Genomic DNA, 17,924 nt, shown 5'->3' with positions numbered 1-17,924 from the left:
AGTGTGGGAGGGGGCAAGCCCCCTCCCACATTTGATCAGTGTCCTGTTTGAGATCAGGGTTTCAGGCTTTGGGCCAGTTCCACCAGTTGCACGAACTCGTTGCGCAAACCAAAGGGGTCATCGCCCCGGGCCGAGCGGGCCAGTGCGGCGGTGTCCTTCAAACTCATGCTGCCAGTGTAGCGGCCATCGCCCTTGAGCTGTTGGGCGAAGGCGGCCACCGCCGCCGAGAAGCGCAGGTCGTCGCTGGCCTGGGTGGTTTCGTGGCGGATGGGCCGTTCGATCAAGCGGCTATCACCGCCCGTAGCGGGCTTGTAGCGCACGCGCAGCATCGCCAGTTCATCGGATTTACCTTCGGCCGCAGGCGCAGTGGCGTAGCGCAATGGCTCCAACCAGCCCTTCTGGCCCTTCGGCACAATTTCATACAGCGCGGTCACGGTATGCCCTGCGCCGATCTCACCGGCATCGACTTTGTCGTTGTTGAAATCCTCACGCTTGAGGGCGCGATTTTCATAGCCCAGCAGTCGATACTCGCTGACCTGTGCCGGGTTGAATTCCACCTGCACTTTCACATCCCGCGCGACCACCGCCAGGGTTGAACTGAGCTGGTCCACCAGCACCTTGCGGGCTTCGCGCAGGTTGTCGATATAGGCGTAATTGCCATCGCCGGCATCCGCCAGTTGCTCCATCAGGTGCTCGTTGTAGTTATCCACACCGAAGCCGAGGGTGGTCAGGGACACCCCGCTTTTACGCTGCCGGGCGGCCATTTGCTTGAGGCTGTCGAAGTCGCTGACGCCCACATTGAAGTCACCGTCGGTGGCCAGCAGGATGCGGTTGATGCCCTTGTCGATAAAGCCTTCGCGGGCCATCTGGTAGGCCAGTTCGATGCCGGATGCGCCTGCCGTGGAACCGCCGGCGGTGAGTTGATCGATGGCATTGCGGATCCTGGCCTTGTCGCGCCCCGATGTGGGCTTGAGCACTACGCGGGACTCACCGGCGTAGACCACCAATGAAACCCGGTCCTGATCACGCAACTGGTCCACCAGCAATTTCAGGGTGCTTTGCACCAGCGGCAAGCCTTCGCGGCGGTCCATGGAGCCGGACACATCCACCAGGAACACCAGGTTGGCCGGCGCCAGGTCCGCCACAGCGCGGTCGGACGCCTTGATGCCGATGCGCAACAGTTGGGTATGCGGGTTCCACGGCGTGGCGGCGACTTCGGTGGTCACGCCAAACGGTGAACCGTCGGTGGGTAAGGCGTAGTTGTAGGGGAAGTAGTTGACCATTTCCTCCAGTCGCACAGCGCCTTCGGGCGGCAGGCTGCCTTGGTTGAGGAAGCGTCTCACGTTGGCGTAGCTGCCTGTGTCGACATCCACACTGAAGGTGGACACCGGCGTCTCGGCCACGCGATGCACCGGGTTGTCCGGCAGGTTGGCGTATTGCTCGCGGGGTTCGCTGCGGTAATCCATCGCCGCTGATTCCTGCATGCGCATTGGCGCGGGCATTGCCATGCGCTTGACCAAGGCGCCCTGGGGCGACGCGCGTTGCAGCTCGGCAACGGGCTCGGCCGGTTTGGCCAACTCAGGGGACGAAGACAGCCCACACCCGGCCAGCGCCACCACCAGGGTGACGACAAAGCCTTGGGCAGCAGGACGCAGGAAGAGCAGAGGACGGGACATGGGCTGAACCTCGTGAATGAATGATCCGTTCACAAGGTCAGACGCAAGGTGCGGGGTGTTCGGGTTAACTCTTATTCAAATAACACAGACATTCAAATGTGGGAGGGGGCTTGCCCCCGATAGCGGTGGGTCAGTCAAACATGTACTGACTGATCTACCGCTATCGGGGGCAAGCCCCCTCCCACATTTGAACCGAGGCGATGAACTCAGTCCGTGCCGTACTTCGGGTTGCGCGGGCCGTACAGGATCCCGGCGCGTTGGCCCGGCGACAGCAGGCGTGCACTGGTGATGCCGGCAATCGGGTGGGCTGCATCGGTGGAGCTGTTGATCACCTGCTTGACCGCCGCGGTGATCAGCATGCCCACCAGGCCGCCGCTGTTGTTGTTGCCTTCCTCGCTGGAGGCACGCGCCGAACCGGTCCACAGGGTGGTGCCGGTGCGCAGGTCCACCAGTTTGGCCGAGGCTGTCACGGCGGTGTCGCTGGAGATCAGCATGTACTTGGTGCCGTACTCGCTGACAGTGATGTACAGCGCCGCGTCCGCGCCGAAGATGTCATGCAGCTTGGCCGGTGGCACGCCCTGGATATCGTTGGCGGTGGTCAGGCCGTTCTGGCGGAAGGTTTCGTCCACCAGGGCAATCGGCAGCACGTAGTAGCCGGCTTCGGCCAGCGGGTAGGTCACTTGCGAGACCAGGCTGTACGAGGCCTGCACTTCCGGCGACTCGTTGATCGGCGGCAGTACCAGGATCGACTTGGGCCGTGCCTGTTTGTACGCGGTGTAGTCAATGGTCTTGGGCGCTGCGCAACCGCCGAGCAAAGCCAGGGCCAGCAGGGCGCCGGTGAGTTTTAGCAGGCTCATTTGGTGGCCACTCCGGTCTTGGCGTTTTTCAACAGGAAGTCCATGTACGAGGCAGACTCGGGGAACAGCGCCTTCTCGGTGCGGAACTCCTGCACCATCTGGTCATCCTTGCCCATGCTCAGGTACAGCATGCCCAGGTGCGCGTGGTAGCCCGGCGGCGCCTTGCGGCCGCTGGCGTTGATCTTTTGCAGATCACGCTCCAACGCCTCGACCTGCGCTTCCTTGGGCTCGCCCTTGAAGTACTCGTAAACCTGCGGCTGGTAGCTTTCCCATTGATACAGGGGCTGGGGCGCCGTGTGGCACCCGGCGACCGCCGCGATTGCTGTCAGCATCAGCGCCAACTTCACTGCCTTGCTCATCCGTGTACTGCTCCTTGAAGTGCGGTTGATCAGTTGCGCGGATTCCAGGCGCCGGCGTTGATGCCGTCGACCAGGCGGTTGATGGCTTCGCGCATGGCCAGGTCGAGGACCTTGCCATTGAGGGTGGAGTCGTAGCTGGCGGTACCGCCGAAGCCGACCACTTCACGGTTGGACAGCGCGTATTCACCGGCGCCCTGGGTGGAATACACCACTTCGGAGGTGCTGATGTTGACGATGTTCAGTGCGACTTTGGCGTAGGCCACTTGGGTCTTGCCACGGCCGAGGATGCCGAACAGCTGGCGGTCGCCGGTCTCTTTGCGGCCGAATTCGGTCACGTCGCCGGTCACCACGTAGTCAGCGCCCTTGAGCTTCTGCGCGGTGCCCTTGATCGCGGCTTCCTGGGAGATTTCACCCATGTTGTCGCGGTCCAGCACGCTGAAGCGGTTGGTCTGCTGCAGGTGGGTAATCAGGATGGTCTTGGCCTGGCCACCGAGGCGGTCGACGCCGTCGGAGAAGATGCCGCGCATGTAGCTGGAGCGGTTGTCGAACTTGCCCACGGCGATGGGCACACGCACGCCGGAATAGGCGACGTTGGCGCTGGCGACCTGTTCCACCGGCATGGCGCGGTTGCTCTCCGTGGCGCAACCGGCCACGGTCAACAGCGCTGCGGCGGTGAGGCCGGACAGCAGGATTTTGGACAGTGTGTTCACGGGGTGCTCCTAAATGGGGGGAATCGGGTATGGCAGCTGACGCTAGCGAGACGGAATATCGCGCAGGTCGTCGACGATGTAGTCGCTTAGCCCACTAGTGAAATACCGCTCGACACTGGAGTTACCGCTGTTGGTTACAACGCCGGCAAGGGTCCTCCATTGTTGCGGCTGGCCTCGCCAGTTGCTGGGCTCCAGGCTGGGGCGGTTCTGGGCGAAGTGCAGCACCTCGGCACCGGCTTTCTTGACCTTGACCTTGTAGCCAAAATCGATGCTTTGCAGGATGGTGCCGTCGTCAATCAACAGGTTCGAAAACCCACCATTGGAGTCGATGATATGGCGCACATAGACGACGTCGACATCCAACAAATAATCGGCGCTGTCTTTACTGGTTGCGTAACGCTTGGCTTTGAGCAAGCGGTTTACCAGATCGACGCCGAGCTCCTGGCGAACTTTGTCATCCGACATGAAGTGCTTACTCTTGCCCTTCACGTCAACGTTGAAGGTGTCGAGCCAGTAAGTAGCAGTCTTCGGAATCGTGACCGGTGCCGGCGAGATGTAGTACTCCGGCTTGGAGGCGCAACCCGCCATCAGGCAGGCGACGAGGAATACGGCAAACATGCGCATGTCTGGATTCGTCCCTGAAAAGTATCGTGCTTTAAACAATCGCGGCATTTTACGGGGTTGAGAGCGGTTCTCAAGGTGTTTCGTCGGTTGCCGTGCGGTGGCGCACATTCCCTCAAGTTATGGGGATACGGGTCGAAACAGTAACCTGGCTTGCTCACTTATAGGGACATTGCGTGCTTAACACTCTGCTTCGGGCTACGGCCCTGATCGCTGCGCTGTCGATGACCGGCTGCGTTTCCTACACCGTCACCGGCCCCATCGCCGCCCCGCTCCACCCGGTCGCTGTCAGCAGCCCGCGCAGTGCACAAATCGCCGATGTGACGGTGAGCGCCGCCGACGTCAACGAAGCCAACAAGGCCGCCATCAGCAGCTCCCTGACGGCCCAGATCACCCAGTACGTGCGCACAGGGGGTTACTTCAAGCAGGTCACCGAGTATCCGGTGCGCCTGGGCGAGCAGGACGTGACGCTCAAATTCAACATGACCGCCCTCAAGGGCCATCGCGCGCCACACCCGGCGTACGTACCCGGCGCGCTGCTGACGCTGACCATCTGGATCTGGGTCAACGGCCCGATCTACGTGGACAGCTTCGAGGTGGCCGGCGACCTGGTGATCGTCGACCGCAACGGCAAGGAACTGGCCAAGGCCAAGGATTCGATCAAATTCGAACACAACGTCGGGCTTTACAGCGGCCAATACTGGGCACCGTCGATGGGCGGCCAACAGCTGACCAAACTGGTCGGGCAACTGCTCGACACCGCCACCGCCAAACTGGCCAAACCGTAATTTCAAGGAGTGATGCATGAAAGGATTGATCAAACACAGCCTGGCACTCGCCGCCGTCCTGCTGACTGGCTGCGTGTCTTACTCGCAGCACGAATTGCCCGCCGTACAGACCTGGCCACCGACCGCCAACGCGCCGGCGCAAAAGCCCACGGCGTACGTGCACACCACCGCGCAGAACCACGTCAACGGCGGCCCGGGCAACGCGGCAGTCGGCGCCCCGGTGGCGCTGTGGGAAAAGGCCGTGGCCGATTCGTTTCGCCAGTCCAACCGTTTCTCGCGGGTGAGCACTGACAAGGTCGACTCGGATATCTACGTCGATGCCACGCTGCACAACAACGAACAGTTCAGCATGGCCTCGGCGATCATCACCGGCGCGACGTTCTTCATCATCCCGAGCACAGCGAAAAACACCTTCACCCTGGAGACAGTGTTCAAGGACAAGGATGGCAAGGAGCTGGGCCGCGTCAAAAAGAGCGAATCAGTGCGCACCTGGATGCACCTGGTACTGATCGTGGGCATCCCGTTCCAGGCAGACACGCGGGAAGTGGTCGAGGCGCTGACGCGCAGTACGCTGGATGAAGCGGTGCAGCGCAAGTTGCTGTAACCCCGCCCCTGTAGGAGCGAGCTTGCTCGCGAAAAACCGGAGAACACCGCAGGCATTCAACATGCCCGCGGTATCGTTGCCAGCCTCAGCTCACTTGATCAGGTCAGGTCGAGTGGTCTTGAGCATCGCTGCGCTCACCGCCCCCTGAACCGAACAGGTGATCATGCCTTTGCTGGTCTTGGCCAGGTCACCGGGTGCGGGCTCGACCATCAAGATGCGTTCGGCCGTATCGGTGACCAGCTTGCCCGCGTTGTCATCGCCGCCTTCCGGCACCCAGGCTGATTGCTTGTGCGACCAGATCTGCGCACGCGCGTAGATACCGTTGGCTTTCTCCAACGCCGTACCCGGTACTTTACTCAGCTGTGCGTAAAGCGCGTCGGGCGCCTGCTCGGTGTAGAAACCCCAGTTGATGATGCGCGAACCCATCAGGTCCTGGTCTTCGGCGAAAAAGCCGGTCAAGGTCATACCGTCAAGCGTCAGCGGCGTGTCGAACATCCAGCGCTGGCCCATATCGGACTTTGTGCCGCCGCTGAGCGTGATCTTGCCGTTCTCCAGCTTATGGGCAACACGCTCCTTGAGCCCTGCCTGGCTTACCACCGCCAGGGAGTTCTGGTCGCAGGCGAGAAAACTTTGCAGGGCAGGCGCCGCGGCGAAGCTGCTGGTGCAGGTCGCCAGTGCAGTGAGTGAGATAAACAGACGATACAGTTTCATTGACAGCTTCCTTGGGTCCAAATAATGGGTGGGTGGGAGCAAGTTTGCTTCTGCAGTAACGGGATAAAACGGTTAACACGCATACAGGGCTTTGAGCATCATGCCGTTGGCATCAACTCACGGTGTTTTATTGGATGTGATCAATCGCAGGCTGAACGCCAACCCGTCCTGAGTTAAACCGGGCGGCCCGTCCAGGCCGCCCTGCTCAGGAATTGATGACAATCGTCCTGGCCAACATATCGCCCAAGCGACGACGCAGGCCGAACAGTACAAAAAGACCGTCCAGCACACTGAACACCATCTTCGGAACATTGCGCAGGAACGACTGGAACAGCGTGCAGTTCGTGGGGTACGGGTAACCCACCACCGCCGTGCGGCACACCCGCTTGCCCAGGCTCTGGCCATTGGGCAAGGCATCGCAAAACAGGTAGTACCCGAAGGCTGAAAACCACAGCACATAGTGGAGACCATCAAACAATGCCGGGCCTCCTGCAGAGCCCAGATAGAAATAGGCATAGTCCAGGTTTCGGTTCAAAAACAGCAGGAAAAACACCACCGCCATATCGATCAGATAGCCGAGCAACCGTCTGAACGGGCTGGCGATGTCCCAGGTTTGCGTAGCCGATACCGAATCGTTCATGACGTGTTTATCCCCTACCGTTGTCATAAATATCCGCAAGGCTGCGAACGCTCGTCAGGTTGCCGGTCTGAACCACGATGGTCTTGGCGAACATATCGCCCAGGCGCGTTCTGGACTCCATGAATATCCACACCCAATCGATCACCACCAGCGCTCCGGAATTGCGGGTTAACGCCTGGGAAACCGTGCAGCATTTGCGTGTTTTACGGTCGACGACGGCGATGCTCAACAAACGCTTACCCAGGCTCTGGCCGTTGGGCAACGCATCGGCCAGCAGGAAGTAGGCGAAGGCTGCAAAAAACGCCGAGAGAAAACCAGCCTTGGGCGTCACGGCCGGCACGTAGGCAGACAATGCACCGGCGCAGAATTTGACGATGAAAAAGATCAGGACTGCGATGGCGCAGTCGATAAGGCGCGCGGCCAGGCGCCGGCCGATGCTGGCCAGGATCGTCGGGCGTTTGGCGGTGTGGTTTGCGTCCATGCGGTATTACTCCAGATTCATGGCGTTGGTGTGTTTTGACTGGGCGCAAATCGGCTCTCAGCCTTTCAATGGTATTGCTGTGCTGCCCGCTGGCCGGGAGTACCTGCGCCAGCGATGCTCGAAAGGCTCATGGGAAAGTCGTCCCGATGCGCCCCCGCTCACTCGAGAACCAGATGCCGGTGACCTTGCCCACCACATCCTCAACCGCGACCTGGCCCATGAAGCGGCTGTCGTTGCTGTTGTAGCGGTTGTCACCCAGCAGGTACACGTGGCCCGGTTCGACTTTTACCGGCGCAAGCGTCAGTGACTCGGGGCTTTGGACCCGGTCCACCGGGGCGTGAAACAAGCCGAGGTTTTCGCCGTTGCGGATCAACTCGCCATTCACGATGGCCAACGTATCGCCGCCGATGCCCGCCACACGCTTGATTGCTTCGGTGCCATTCCAGCGGTACACCACGATATCGCCGACCTCGGGCGCACCGGCCTTGAGGTCGGACACAATGTAATCGCCGACCGACACCGTGGGTGCCATCGAGCCCGTCGGCACAAAGTACGTTTTAAAGCCCAGCAACGGCACCCGAAGCACGTCCAGCAGAACCAAGGTGATCACGATCAGCACGCCCACGTAGAGCGCATGGAACCGTTTACGCGGTATACCCTGCGGGCCGGTGTAGCGGCGTGCCAAAACAGCAGAGGTTATTGCCGAGGCCAGCTTCACCGTAATGACGAAGCCCAAGAGTACATACAGCCCGACCGGTGTTGCGATCAGCCCGCAAAGGCCCATCAGGATAACGCCGGCGTACAACAGTGCCGCGACACAGACGCCCCATTTGATGCGATCGACGTACACCAGGCCCCAGCCAGCCACCAGGCAGGACATGAGGAAGGCTTGGAGGGAGAGTTTTACGGGTTTCATTGATCGTCCTTGATAAGGTCAGCGCGGGCAGCGCACATACTACTGCCTGGCTCGTCAATCCACGCAACCTTTGGCGGCTATCAACTGGCTAAGCATGAGGTTTGAAAAGTCTTCAGATAAGACCTCTGCATCATTCAGCCCAGGATCAATTTCTACAACTGACCAATAGGGAGAATTCTCAGAACTTCCATCACGCACGTGTGTTTGGGGAAATAGTGGTCAGACCACCATTAATGTAACCGTGTTCTGCCCGGCAGGCTGTTGTGCCCATGCCGGCGCGCTGTAAGAAACATCTTCCGAGTCACGCCAAACTCCATTCGCAAAGCTCACTGGCCGCTGTGGGTAACAAACCAACAGCCCTTCGACGAACTGACAAAAGGACAAGTCAAGTCGCGTTATCCAACGCATATTGTCGATTTCCAAAAATCGCCAGTTGTCTCCGCTGTCAAAACCGAAAGCAGTCCCGACACTATCCCAGCCGAACAGCCACACCTCGCCCTTCGCGCCCGCTTCATAGGGCCCGTCTTTATAAATTCCATCATCACCGAAGTAGTCAGCCTTAGCAGAAAGCAGCATCGGTTGAATCGTCAAAAGCGGCAGCGCGCGGTCGTCCTCCTTGATTTCACCGTGCCCCCGTTCCTGTATAAAAGCAAAGTACTCGTCGGGAGCCGCCGGCCACTGCTGCCGCATCACACTTATTTCACCTGAAGAAACAGGCGTCAGCCGCTCTAATAGCGCACATCCCAGCGCATTAAAGACTTCTAATTTTTCGTACATGTTCACGGTAGCCTCGGGGGTTACTGCGGAAACGCTTTCAGCTACCCGCTTGAGTGCTCCTTATTGCTCCGCACGCCAATCGACATAACCTTTCACCTCAATCAGTTGATTAAGGATGAAGCTTGAGAAGTTATCGGCCAGCACCCTCACCTCATCGATCTCCGAATCAATCTCCACTATCGACCAATTATTGCCTGCATCAAAAGCATATAACACACCATCTGAAGTACCCGCAAAAACATACATCCGACTATAGGCATCCACCTCACATCCGGCGACTGAGGCGTATTTATCTGGACCATCTTCGATATAAAGCGCGCTGTCTAAATCGCCAAATCCAAAGACACCTAGAAACGCTAGATAGTCAGAGGGAACGCCGTCGCGGTCCGCCGCATCGACCCCACTCAATATAGCTTCACGATCAGTCAGGCGACTCCCGAAATCACCCTCATATAGTTCAGCGGAGGTGATATGGTTTATGAGATCACGAATTTCAAGTGTGTTTTCCATTATCATTTCCCAAATATTTTATCTGCAGGACCTTGAGCTCTGTGGATGCCGCCCTGATGTTCCAATCCGCGCAACGCAGGCGTAATGTTCCACCACTCAGATTTTCCACCAAACTTGTTTTCTATCACGTGATGGGCATCATAATATCGAAATTTTGTCTCCCCATTACTGGCGGTGTAGCTCTCTTTCGGCCAGCTTTGACCAGTATTTTTCTCCCATTCCTGACGCAAAACAGGTACTTTTTTCCTGAAGTCGGCCCGATTCAAATCAACAGCCTCTTTGGAAAGCCGAGAATAGGTATTTTCCCTCAGGTCAGCCTTCAACAGTTCCATTTGCTGCGGTGTAAATTGCCGCCCTGTTAAAGTCTGAATATCCGATAGGTAAGCTCTGGCATCTTTAGCTAACTGAGTACTCAGCAGGCCGGTTGCAGCCTCAGCCTTCTCAGCAGCAGTTGCGGCCCCCGTAACCGCGCCCTTGGGTACTGAAGTCAACCCGCCCTTGAGGCCGTATGCACTGGCAAATGCTACCGTAATGGCATGCATCCACATTACGTTATCATACTGTTCCTCGACTTCCGCCCGCGTCTTGTCCGAGCCTTTTGCCAAGTTGTTTATCGTGATATCGCGAAGAATGCTATCGGCGTCCAAACCCCGGAGAACGGCTTCCGCATTCGCCGCATCAACACGGTAAACATCTTTATAAAGTAAGTTGTACGCGACATTTTCCCCATATCCAGCGAGGGCTTTCTGAGCAGGGGCAATCAAGTTGCCGCACGCTGTACTGGATAAATTCCCGGCAGTGCACGCTCCCCGAATCGCTTCGTCTCGACTTTTATCGATAACGTCTATGTAGGCGAGTTCGTCCTGTTCATCTTCAGTGATGGTGCCCAGCATTTGCTTGCGTGAAAGCACAAACTTACGGGTCGCTTCCGGCACGCTGAGATAGTTATTCTCAACCGCATTCCTCCCAACCTGAGCCGCTGCCACCGCATCCAGTGCGCCCTTGCCGGACAACGATCCTGAAAGGCCACCCGCCAAAGTCGCGAGGCTGGAGATCGTCTGCTTTTGCGCCTGGGTCAGGTTCTCGTTACTGACATCGCCATACAGGTTCTCTTTGATCAGACGTGCGGTTTCCTCTGCCGCCACAGCACCGGCTGCACCAGCGAGTGCTGAGTTACCGCCAGCCTTGGCGAGCACAGCACCCAGTACCGCATGGGCCATCAGATTGGCTGTAGGGTCGCCCTTGGTCCTGTCCCTGATTGTTTCTGCCAGATATGGCGCCGCCGCCCCCGCCAACGCCCCACCTACGCTGCCACCCATCGCCGCTTGCACCACGGCAGTCACCGCCTGGCTGGCCTTCTGGAAGCTGCTGCCAACGCCATAATCCTGCTGGGCACGCTGGCTGATCTGAGCCTGTGTCGGATTGGCGATACCCTCATCAATCAACTTCAGGCGCGTGGCTTTGTTGACGTCACTGTTAGGGTCGTCAGCGGCCCTGATCCTGGCCGCAGCAATCGCGTCGCCAATGCCCTTGGTCAGCTCCATCGAGCTTTTGATCAGGTCCATGCGTTCCTGCATGGCCTTTTCATCAGGCTTGTCGAGACGCTGGTTGGCGTTGGCGGTGTCGCGGTTCAGGCCGACCAGGTCACCCGCGCCTTCAGGGTTGCGCACCACGATCGTGCCTTCGCTGACGGCACTGCGCGTGTAGCTGTGGTCCGAATCGTTCAGCGACATTCCATACAAGGCACCCGGCGTGAGGGTAGTCGCGCCGCCACTGTAGGAACCGGAGACGCTGACGCCGGCCGATTGGCTCTTGATCTCGCTCTTATTCTTGATGTCGCTGACAAGCAGTCGGTCGGTGAGCAGCAGGTTTTTGTCGGCCGTGGCTTCACTGGCAATCACCGCACCTTGCAGGGTGGTGTTTTTCGCCACATCGATGGTGTAGCCACCCTTACCGGCAAAGAAGCCGCTCTGGTCGGTCACCGCCTGGTAGTCGCTGTTCATCTTCGACGCCGCCAGGTTCGCGGACGCGGTTACTGGGGAGCCATAACAGATCGGCGGAATGCAGATGCTCGCACCGAAGCCCGCACTGTTCTGCTTGCTCTTGGACGTTTCGGTGTCTTGGCGCGACAGGATGTTGAGGTTGCCGCCGATGTTGGCATCGATACGCTCAGCGCGTACCTGCGCCCCGATCAGGCTGGTGTCCTGGCCGCTGCGCAGCACCAGCGAGCCGGTGTCCAGAGTGGTGTTGACCTGGGTAACCGAGCCACCCGAGCCAAGGTTTTTGGCGGTTTGTGCACCGAGGTCGATGGTGAAACCGTTTTGCTCGCCTATGTTGAAGCTGGCACCGATAGCGGTCCTGTTGCGTGAACCGTCGTTTTTGCGGTCGGTGGTGTTCTGTGCGCTTTGCATCAGGATGTTGTTTTTCGCGGACAGCAACGTGCTGTCGGCTTTCAACGTACTGCCGGTAATCGTCAAGTCACCCACAGTGCCCGGCGCATCGCCCGCGGCGATGATCGACAGTTTGCCCCCGGCGTTGAGGTTGCTCTGGTGAGCGGTCTGCGCCGTGTATTCGCTGCTGCTTTTGGTACGGGTGTTGGCCAGTTCGGTACCGATCTTGATCAGCGACCCGTTGCCAGCAGAGCCACCGGTCTTGTCCTTGAAGCCGGTACTTTGTTTAGCGAGATCGCCCGCCTGGTTATTCAGGTTGTACATCGACAGCGCCGCCTGGGCGATCTTCACGGCCTTGAGGCGCGGATCGTCGGAGCTGCGCGCCGCCTCGGCTGCGTCGCGGATGCTGTTGGCGGTGTCGACCACGGTGCCCGCAATCACTCGCCCAACCGCCAAGCTTCTTGAGCTGTCCTTACTGGTCTGACTGGCAGTCTCCATCCCTGAAGTAACGGTGACATCAGCCCCACTCAACTCCATGTTCTTGGTGCTCACCAGATCACTGGCCACCACCTTCAACTCACGCCCTGCCGTCAGCGACACATTGCCCGCACTCGATCCAATAGTGCTGCCGGTCAAGGTCATTTCATTGGCCGTGCCGTTGTGCTTCGAGCTGTTTATGTACAGCTTCTGGTTGCCGGTCATGTCATCCAGACCGAGCTTGTTGCCGGTCAGCACGCCGGTGAGGTCGCGATTTTTTTCCTTGTGCATGTCGGTGCGGGCGAAGGTGTTCTGCGCCGCGTCGATGGTCAGGTCGCGGCCGGCCTGGACGGCGAGGTCGCCGGTGCTGACCAGGGACGAGCCGGTGACCGTGGCATCGCGCTTGGCGGCGACGGTGACGGTTTCGCCGGAGACCATGCTGCCCAGGGCGGTGGTGCGTTTTTCGTCGACTTTGTCCTGGACTTTGCTCGACTTGAGGCCGCCCCAGCTGCTTTTGCTTTCCTTGCGTTCGTGGCGGGCGCTGTCGGCGTTGCTGACGGCGAGGATGTTCACGTCCTGGCCGGCCACCAGTTGGGTGGCGCCTTTTTCGGCAGTGACGGCACTGCCGGCCAGCAGCAGGTCTGCACCGGCGACGACGGTGCTGTTCGTCCCCGCGCTGACCAGGCTGCCAACGTTGTTCACCACATCGGTTTCATCCAGGCGGAATTTTTTGCCCTGGGAGGTTTTCTTGGTCTTGCTGTAGAAGCTGTAGTCCTGGTCTTGCGCGGCTTTGAGCTCGAGGTTTTTACCCGAGACCAGGTAAGCCTCGTTGCCGGCATTGACCTGGCTGGCGACCAGTTGCAGGTTCTGCCCGGCGCTCAGGGTGGCGTCGCCGCCGGCCTTGATCACGCTGGACACTTGCTGCACGTGGTCTTCGATGCTCTTGACCTTTTTCGTGTTGGTCGTGGAGTGCTGCTCGTTGGCCGCCGCAATGGCGTTGAGGTCGCGGGTGGCAATCAGGTTGACGTCGCGTTTGGCATTGACCTGGCTGGCCACGGCGCTGATGTCGCGCCCGCCAATCACATGCAGGTCGCGGCCGGCCTCGACCACCGAGCCTTGCTGGGCGATGGTGGTGAAGCTGGAGCGGTTGCCGATGGCGCCGCTGTCGAGGCTTTTCGAGGCGGTGATGTTGACGTCGCCCACGGCTTTGACCGTGGTGTCGGCACCGCTCTTGAGCACGCCGCCGACGTTGTTGATGTTGCCGCCAGCCTGCATGGCCAGATCGTTGGCCGATTCGATGCGCGCGGCGCTGTCGACGAAGTCGCTGCGTTCGGTGCGGTAGCTGCTGGCGCTTTCGTGGGTGGTGACGCTGCGTTCGTTGAGCAGGTCGGCGCCGGCGGCGAGGTTGACGTTGCCCGCGCTGATCACACCGCCTGCGCGGTTGGTCAGGTTGTTGCCGCTGAGCAGGTCGAGGCGACCACCGGCTTCCATCAACCCACTGTTGGTGAGGTTGCTGCCGACGTTCGCCAGCAGGTTGCCGGTGGCGCGCAAGGTGCCGGCGTTGTTGAGGTGGCTGCCGGTGATCAGGTTGACGTCGGTGCCGGAAATCAATGCACCGTTGGGTGCCAGGCGGTTATTGGCCTGGGCCAGGTACAGCACCGGCACCAGCACTTGTTGCCCGGCGACGGTGGCGTTTTCCAGCCACACGATGTCGTGGGTCAGGGCGGCGACTTGTTCGGCGGTGAGGCTTACGCCCACCGACAGGTTAAGCGCGGTTTTGCTGCCGATGGCGTTGTCCATCAGGTGCTTGAACAGGTCGGCGTCGCTGGTCTGGCCATCGATGAAGCGCTGGCCGGTGCGGGCGAGCACGGCTTGCTGGATCAGGCGTTGCTCATAGAAGCCGTCGCCCAGGCGACGTTGCGCAGTGTCGGGGTCGTAGCCGAGCTTGGTCAGCATGTAGTCCGAGCTCATGAACTGGCGCATGTCGGTGAGCAGCGGGTTGGTTTCGATCAGGTACTTATGCGGGCTGGCCGCGAACTGGCTGGTGGGCAGCCCGGTTGCGCCATCGCGGTCGTTGAGGTGGAACAGGCCGTTCTGGCCGGTGGGCAGGTCGAAGCCGGGCAGGCCCAGCGGGTTGACCTGTTGCTGGGCTACGTCCGGTGGCAGTTGCGCGTTGAGGCTGACCAGGGTCGAGTAGCCCGGCGCCTTGGTGTTGGCGCCGCTGCCGACGTAGGTGTAGCCACCTTGCACGACGCTGTTGTCGATGCCGGCCTGGGCCTTCACGTCTACGCTGCCGCCGGCCTGGATGACGGCGGCGTAGCTCTGGTCGGGCACCATCAGTTGGGTGGTTTTGCGCAAGTCGGTCTTTTCGCTCTCCATTTTGCCAATGAACGACGCCAGGCCGGCTTCGACGCCGGTCATGTCCTGGCCTGCCGAATAGCGTTGAGTGAAGGCCGCGGCTTCACGGTACCAGCCTCCGGGCTTGCGCTCGCGGGCTGAGGTAAAGACGCGGTCATACTGGGTATCGTGGGTCACGACGCCGACGTTAGTGAGTTGGTTGACGATGGCCGTGAGGTTGCCGCCGGCGGCGATGCTACTGCTGCTGTTGAGCAGCTCGCCGCCGGTGAGCAGCATGTTGCCGCCCGAGGTAATGCTGGACGCTGCCGTGGCATCGCTGACGATGAAGTGATCACGCTGGGTAATCTGGAACGGCCGGTTCTGCTTGCCGCCTTCGCAGTCGCCACCGGTCACTCCGTCGATACAGGCGATGGGCGTGATGGAGGCGCTGTAGATGCCGGACTCGGTGGTGAGCACAGTACGGATGTTCTGGAGCGTGCTGGCCGCCAGGATCAGGTTGCGCTCACTCTCGATCGTCCCCGAGCTGTTGATGATGCTGGTGGCCAGGCCGCCCTGGCCGTCGCGGTCGACACGCAGGTTGCCCATGGCGTAGATCGCGGCGCCGAGGTTTTTCAGGCGGTCGACCTTGAGGTTCATGTCGCCGCCGCTGAAGATCAGGCCGTGGTCGTTGAGCAGGTTGTCCACCGAAAGATCCAGGCTGCCCTGGCTGGCGACGCTGCCGCCCACGGTCCAGTCCTTGCCGCTGCCGACCAGGGCGCGGGTGCCGAGCAGTTTGCCGGTGGCGGTCTGTTGCAGGTTATCGACGTTGACGGTCAGGCGCCCGGCCTGGATCGCGGTGCTGTTGGTCCAGTTGGCTTTATCGAGGATCAGGTCGCCATTGGTCACCAGGCTGCCGCCGACATCGTCGAGGCTGATGCCGCTGAGGTCGAGTGCACCCGTGCCCACGTGCAATACCTTGCCGCCGGTGTTCTGGAAGCGGGTGGCGGCGAGGCTCAATTGGTCGTTGGCGGTCTCGAGGCTACCGCTGTTGTTGAGCAGGCCGCCGATGGCGTAGCGGGTCTTGCCGGTGGTGCCGAGGGCGCGCATCTGGCCGCTGTTGGTGAGGCTGGCAGTGTCGACGTCGAGGGCGGTGGCGCTCTCGATCAGGCCACGGTTAACCAGGGCCCCGGTCAGGCTGACGTCGATCCGGTTGCCGGCGATCTCGCCGCCGCTATCCACATTCATACCGGTCAGGTGCACGCGATCCCGAGCAAACAGCGCGCCGCTGCCGTTGTTGAAATCCGTGGCGTCGATCTGCGCATCACCGGCTTTGGCGGCGATGCGGCCACCGTCGTTGTCGAGGGTGCCGGCGGTGAGGGTCACGCCGGACTTTTCACTGTGGATCAGGCCGTTGCCGCCGTTTTGCAGCAGGCCGCTGGTGGTCAGGGTCAGGCCATCGTTGGCGGCCAGGGTACCGTTGTTGCGGTTGTCGATGCTGTTGGCGAACAGGGTCAGCAAACCTTGGCTGGCGAGCTTGCCTCCCTGGTTGTCAACGTGGGCGGCGCGCTGGATCAGCAACGGGCCGACACTCGCCAGCTTGCCGTTGCGATTGATCAGGTCGCCGATCAGGTCCAGGGTGATTGCGCCGCCACCGGTGAGGCTGCCGGCGCTGTTGTCCAGGGTATCGCCGTGCAGGGTGAAGGCACCGGTGCTGTCGATGATGCCGCCCTGGCTGTTGTCCAGCAGGCCGCTGACGGTGAGGGTCTGCGTGCCGTCGCTGAGCAGGCGACCGTTGTTGCGGTTGTCGACGCTGGCGGCGGTGACGTTCAGTACCTGCCTGGCGTTCATGGTACCGCCCTGGTTGTCCAGGGTATTGGCGGTGGCGCCGAGCTCGCGATTGGCGATCACCGTGCCGGTATTGCTGATGTGCCGGGCCTCGAGCTTGACGTCGCCGACGGTGTTGCGCGTGTTATCGGCGTTGACCCCGGCCTCGACGATGCCGCTGTTGGTCAGTTGGCCGTTGCTGGTCAGTGTGATGCTGTCGCGGGCGGCGAGGGTCTTGCTGTTTTTCAGGGTGCCCTTGGTCTGTGCCTTGAGGGTGGTGCCCGCGTACACGGCGCCCTTGGTCTCCAGGCTCGCGGCCTTGATGTCCACCGCACCGCTGGCGGCGGCCTGGGCCATGCTCAGGTGGCCGTTGGCGTCGAGCTGAATATCGCCACCACTGGCAGCGAGCGTGCCGTCGAGCTTCACGCCCACGCCGGCTTCGGTGCCCACCAGTTTGATCGCACCGGCATACATGCCGCCCAGGGCCGACGAGTCGATGGCCAGTTCCGGCTTGGTGCTGCCATCGTCGGCGCGCGCGGTGGTTTTCAGGCTTTGGGCGTCGACGTCATTGCGTCCGGCAATCACGGTGAGCTGGCGCGCATTGATCTTGGCGTTGATCTTGGCCGAACGGGTAATGATCTCGAAGCGGTCGACGTTGCTGGCGTTCAAGCCCTGGCCGTCGATGGTCACCGCACCGCCGTCCACCTGGTAGCGGTCCAGGCGCCCGGCCTGGTCAAGAATCGGCTTGCCGGTGGTCAGGGTGACGTTGGGGGTATTGATAAAGCCGCAACCGTTACAGCTCACCCCATACGGGTTGGCCACGATGACCTTGGCGGACTGCCCCGCCACTTCGGTGTAGCCGCGCAACTGGCTGGGGCTGCCGCCGTTGACTTCGTTGAGGATGACATTCGCAGCGCCGCCCTTGAGGTTCGGGTTGCCGACGATGATCCCGCCCAGCTGCGTGCTCTGCACCATGCCCGTGGCGTTGTTGAGGATCACGCCGTTGGGACCGACGTTATAGTCCTTGAACTGGTTATGGGACAGCCCGCTGCCATTGGGCGTGGCGATGTTCACCACCGGCACGCCGTTGCCCGCCTGCCCGAGGGTAGTGCCGGGGCCGCTGACCACAATGCCCTCGGCCTGGGCCAGCAGCGGCTGCCAGAACAGCGCGTTGGCCAGGATCAGGGCCAGGCCGCGTTGGCTCAGGCTTTTCAGGGCAGTAACAGGGCGAACGTCCATATTCAAA

The 17,924-nt window shown here is 60.7% G+C and carries 14 protein-coding genes; 2 read left to right on the top strand and 12 right to left on the bottom strand.

Translation table 11 applies throughout. The features are described 5' to 3' along the window. Positions 1-53: 53 nt before the first annotated feature. From BLQ09_RS22650 to BLQ09_RS22630, 5 genes are all read right to left on the bottom strand, one after another. Complete coding sequence (locus tag BLQ09_RS22650; protein WP_092358630.1) at positions 54-1,676, bottom strand: vWA domain-containing protein; 1,623 nt, start codon at positions 1,674-1,676, stop codon at positions 54-56. Between the two features lie 206 nt (positions 1,677-1,882). After that, positions 1,883-2,533, bottom strand: a complete 651-nt coding sequence (locus BLQ09_RS22645) for a DUF799 domain-containing protein (RefSeq protein WP_027608085.1) — start codon at positions 2,531-2,533, stop codon at positions 1,883-1,885. Beyond that, positions 2,530-2,892, bottom strand: a complete 363-nt coding sequence (locus BLQ09_RS22640; protein ID WP_027608086.1) for a DUF4810 domain-containing protein — start codon at positions 2,890-2,892, stop codon at positions 2,530-2,532. Before BLQ09_RS22640 ends, BLQ09_RS22645 begins: the two co-directional genes overlap by 4 nt. Positions 2,893-2,921: 29 nt before the next feature. After that, the gene (locus tag BLQ09_RS22635; protein WP_027608087.1) at positions 2,922-3,602 is read right to left on the bottom strand and encodes a CsgG/HfaB family protein; all 681 of its coding nucleotides are present in this window, start codon (positions 3,600-3,602) and stop codon (positions 2,922-2,924) included. A gap of 42 nt (positions 3,603-3,644) precedes the next feature. Next, complete coding sequence (locus tag BLQ09_RS22630; protein WP_092358628.1) at positions 3,645-4,226, bottom strand: hypothetical protein; 582 nt, start codon at positions 4,224-4,226, stop codon at positions 3,645-3,647. 173 nt (positions 4,227-4,399) lie between these two features. On the opposite strand from BLQ09_RS22630, the gene BLQ09_RS22625 reads away from it, so the two are divergent. Together BLQ09_RS22625 and BLQ09_RS22620 are read left to right on the top strand one after the other, a co-directional pair. Continuing rightward, positions 4,400-5,011: a hypothetical protein gene (locus BLQ09_RS22625; RefSeq protein WP_027608089.1), complete on the top strand. Its 612-nt coding sequence runs from the start codon at positions 4,400-4,402 to the stop codon at positions 5,009-5,011. Positions 5,012-5,027: 16 nt separating this feature from the next. After that, on the top strand, positions 5,028-5,615 hold the full coding sequence (locus tag BLQ09_RS22620) for a hypothetical protein (RefSeq protein ID WP_027608090.1): 588 nt from the start codon (positions 5,028-5,030) through the stop codon (positions 5,613-5,615). A gap of 90 nt (positions 5,616-5,705) precedes the next feature. On the opposite strand, the gene BLQ09_RS22615 is transcribed toward BLQ09_RS22620, so the two are convergent. From BLQ09_RS22615 to BLQ09_RS22585, 7 genes are all read right to left on the bottom strand, one after another. After that, positions 5,706-6,326, bottom strand: a complete 621-nt coding sequence (locus tag BLQ09_RS22615; RefSeq protein WP_027608091.1) for a hypothetical protein — start codon at positions 6,324-6,326, stop codon at positions 5,706-5,708. A gap of 205 nt (positions 6,327-6,531) precedes the next feature. After that, positions 6,532-6,966 carry an RDD family protein gene (locus tag BLQ09_RS22610; protein WP_027608092.1) on the bottom strand — a complete coding sequence of 145 codons (435 nt, stop codon included), beginning with the start codon at positions 6,964-6,966 and terminating at the stop codon, positions 6,532-6,534. 7 nt (positions 6,967-6,973) lie between these two features. Next, positions 6,974-7,447 (bottom strand): RDD family protein, encoded by a 474-nt coding sequence (locus tag BLQ09_RS22605; RefSeq protein WP_092358626.1) that lies wholly within the window; start codon positions 7,445-7,447, stop codon positions 6,974-6,976. Between the two features lie 127 nt (positions 7,448-7,574). Beyond that, a complete protein-coding gene (gene lepB / locus BLQ09_RS22600) occupies positions 7,575-8,363 on the bottom strand; it encodes a signal peptidase I (RefSeq protein WP_027608093.1) in 789 nt (262 codons plus the stop codon). 219 nt (positions 8,364-8,582) lie between these two features. Beyond that, positions 8,583-9,146, bottom strand: a complete 564-nt coding sequence (locus BLQ09_RS22595) for a hypothetical protein (protein WP_139202131.1) — start codon at positions 9,144-9,146, stop codon at positions 8,583-8,585. Positions 9,147-9,200: 54 nt separating this feature from the next. Next, a complete protein-coding gene (locus BLQ09_RS22590) occupies positions 9,201-9,650 on the bottom strand; it encodes an SMI1/KNR4 family protein (protein ID WP_027608095.1) in 450 nt (149 codons plus the stop codon). Positions 9,651-9,652: 2 nt separating this feature from the next. After that, entirely contained in the window at positions 9,653-17,917 is an 8,265-nt protein-coding gene (locus tag BLQ09_RS22585) for a two-partner secretion domain-containing protein (protein WP_256568996.1), read from the bottom strand. Between the last annotated feature and the right edge of the window lie 7 nt (positions 17,918-17,924).

It is taken from the genome of Pseudomonas sp. NFACC25, from assembly GCF_900100935.1.
GTDB classification, from domain to species: Bacteria; Pseudomonadota; Gammaproteobacteria; order Pseudomonadales; family Pseudomonadaceae; genus Aquipseudomonas; species Aquipseudomonas marginalis.
The sequence above is the reverse complement of the archived record's forward strand: the minus strand, read 5'-3'. Positions and strand labels throughout refer to the sequence as shown.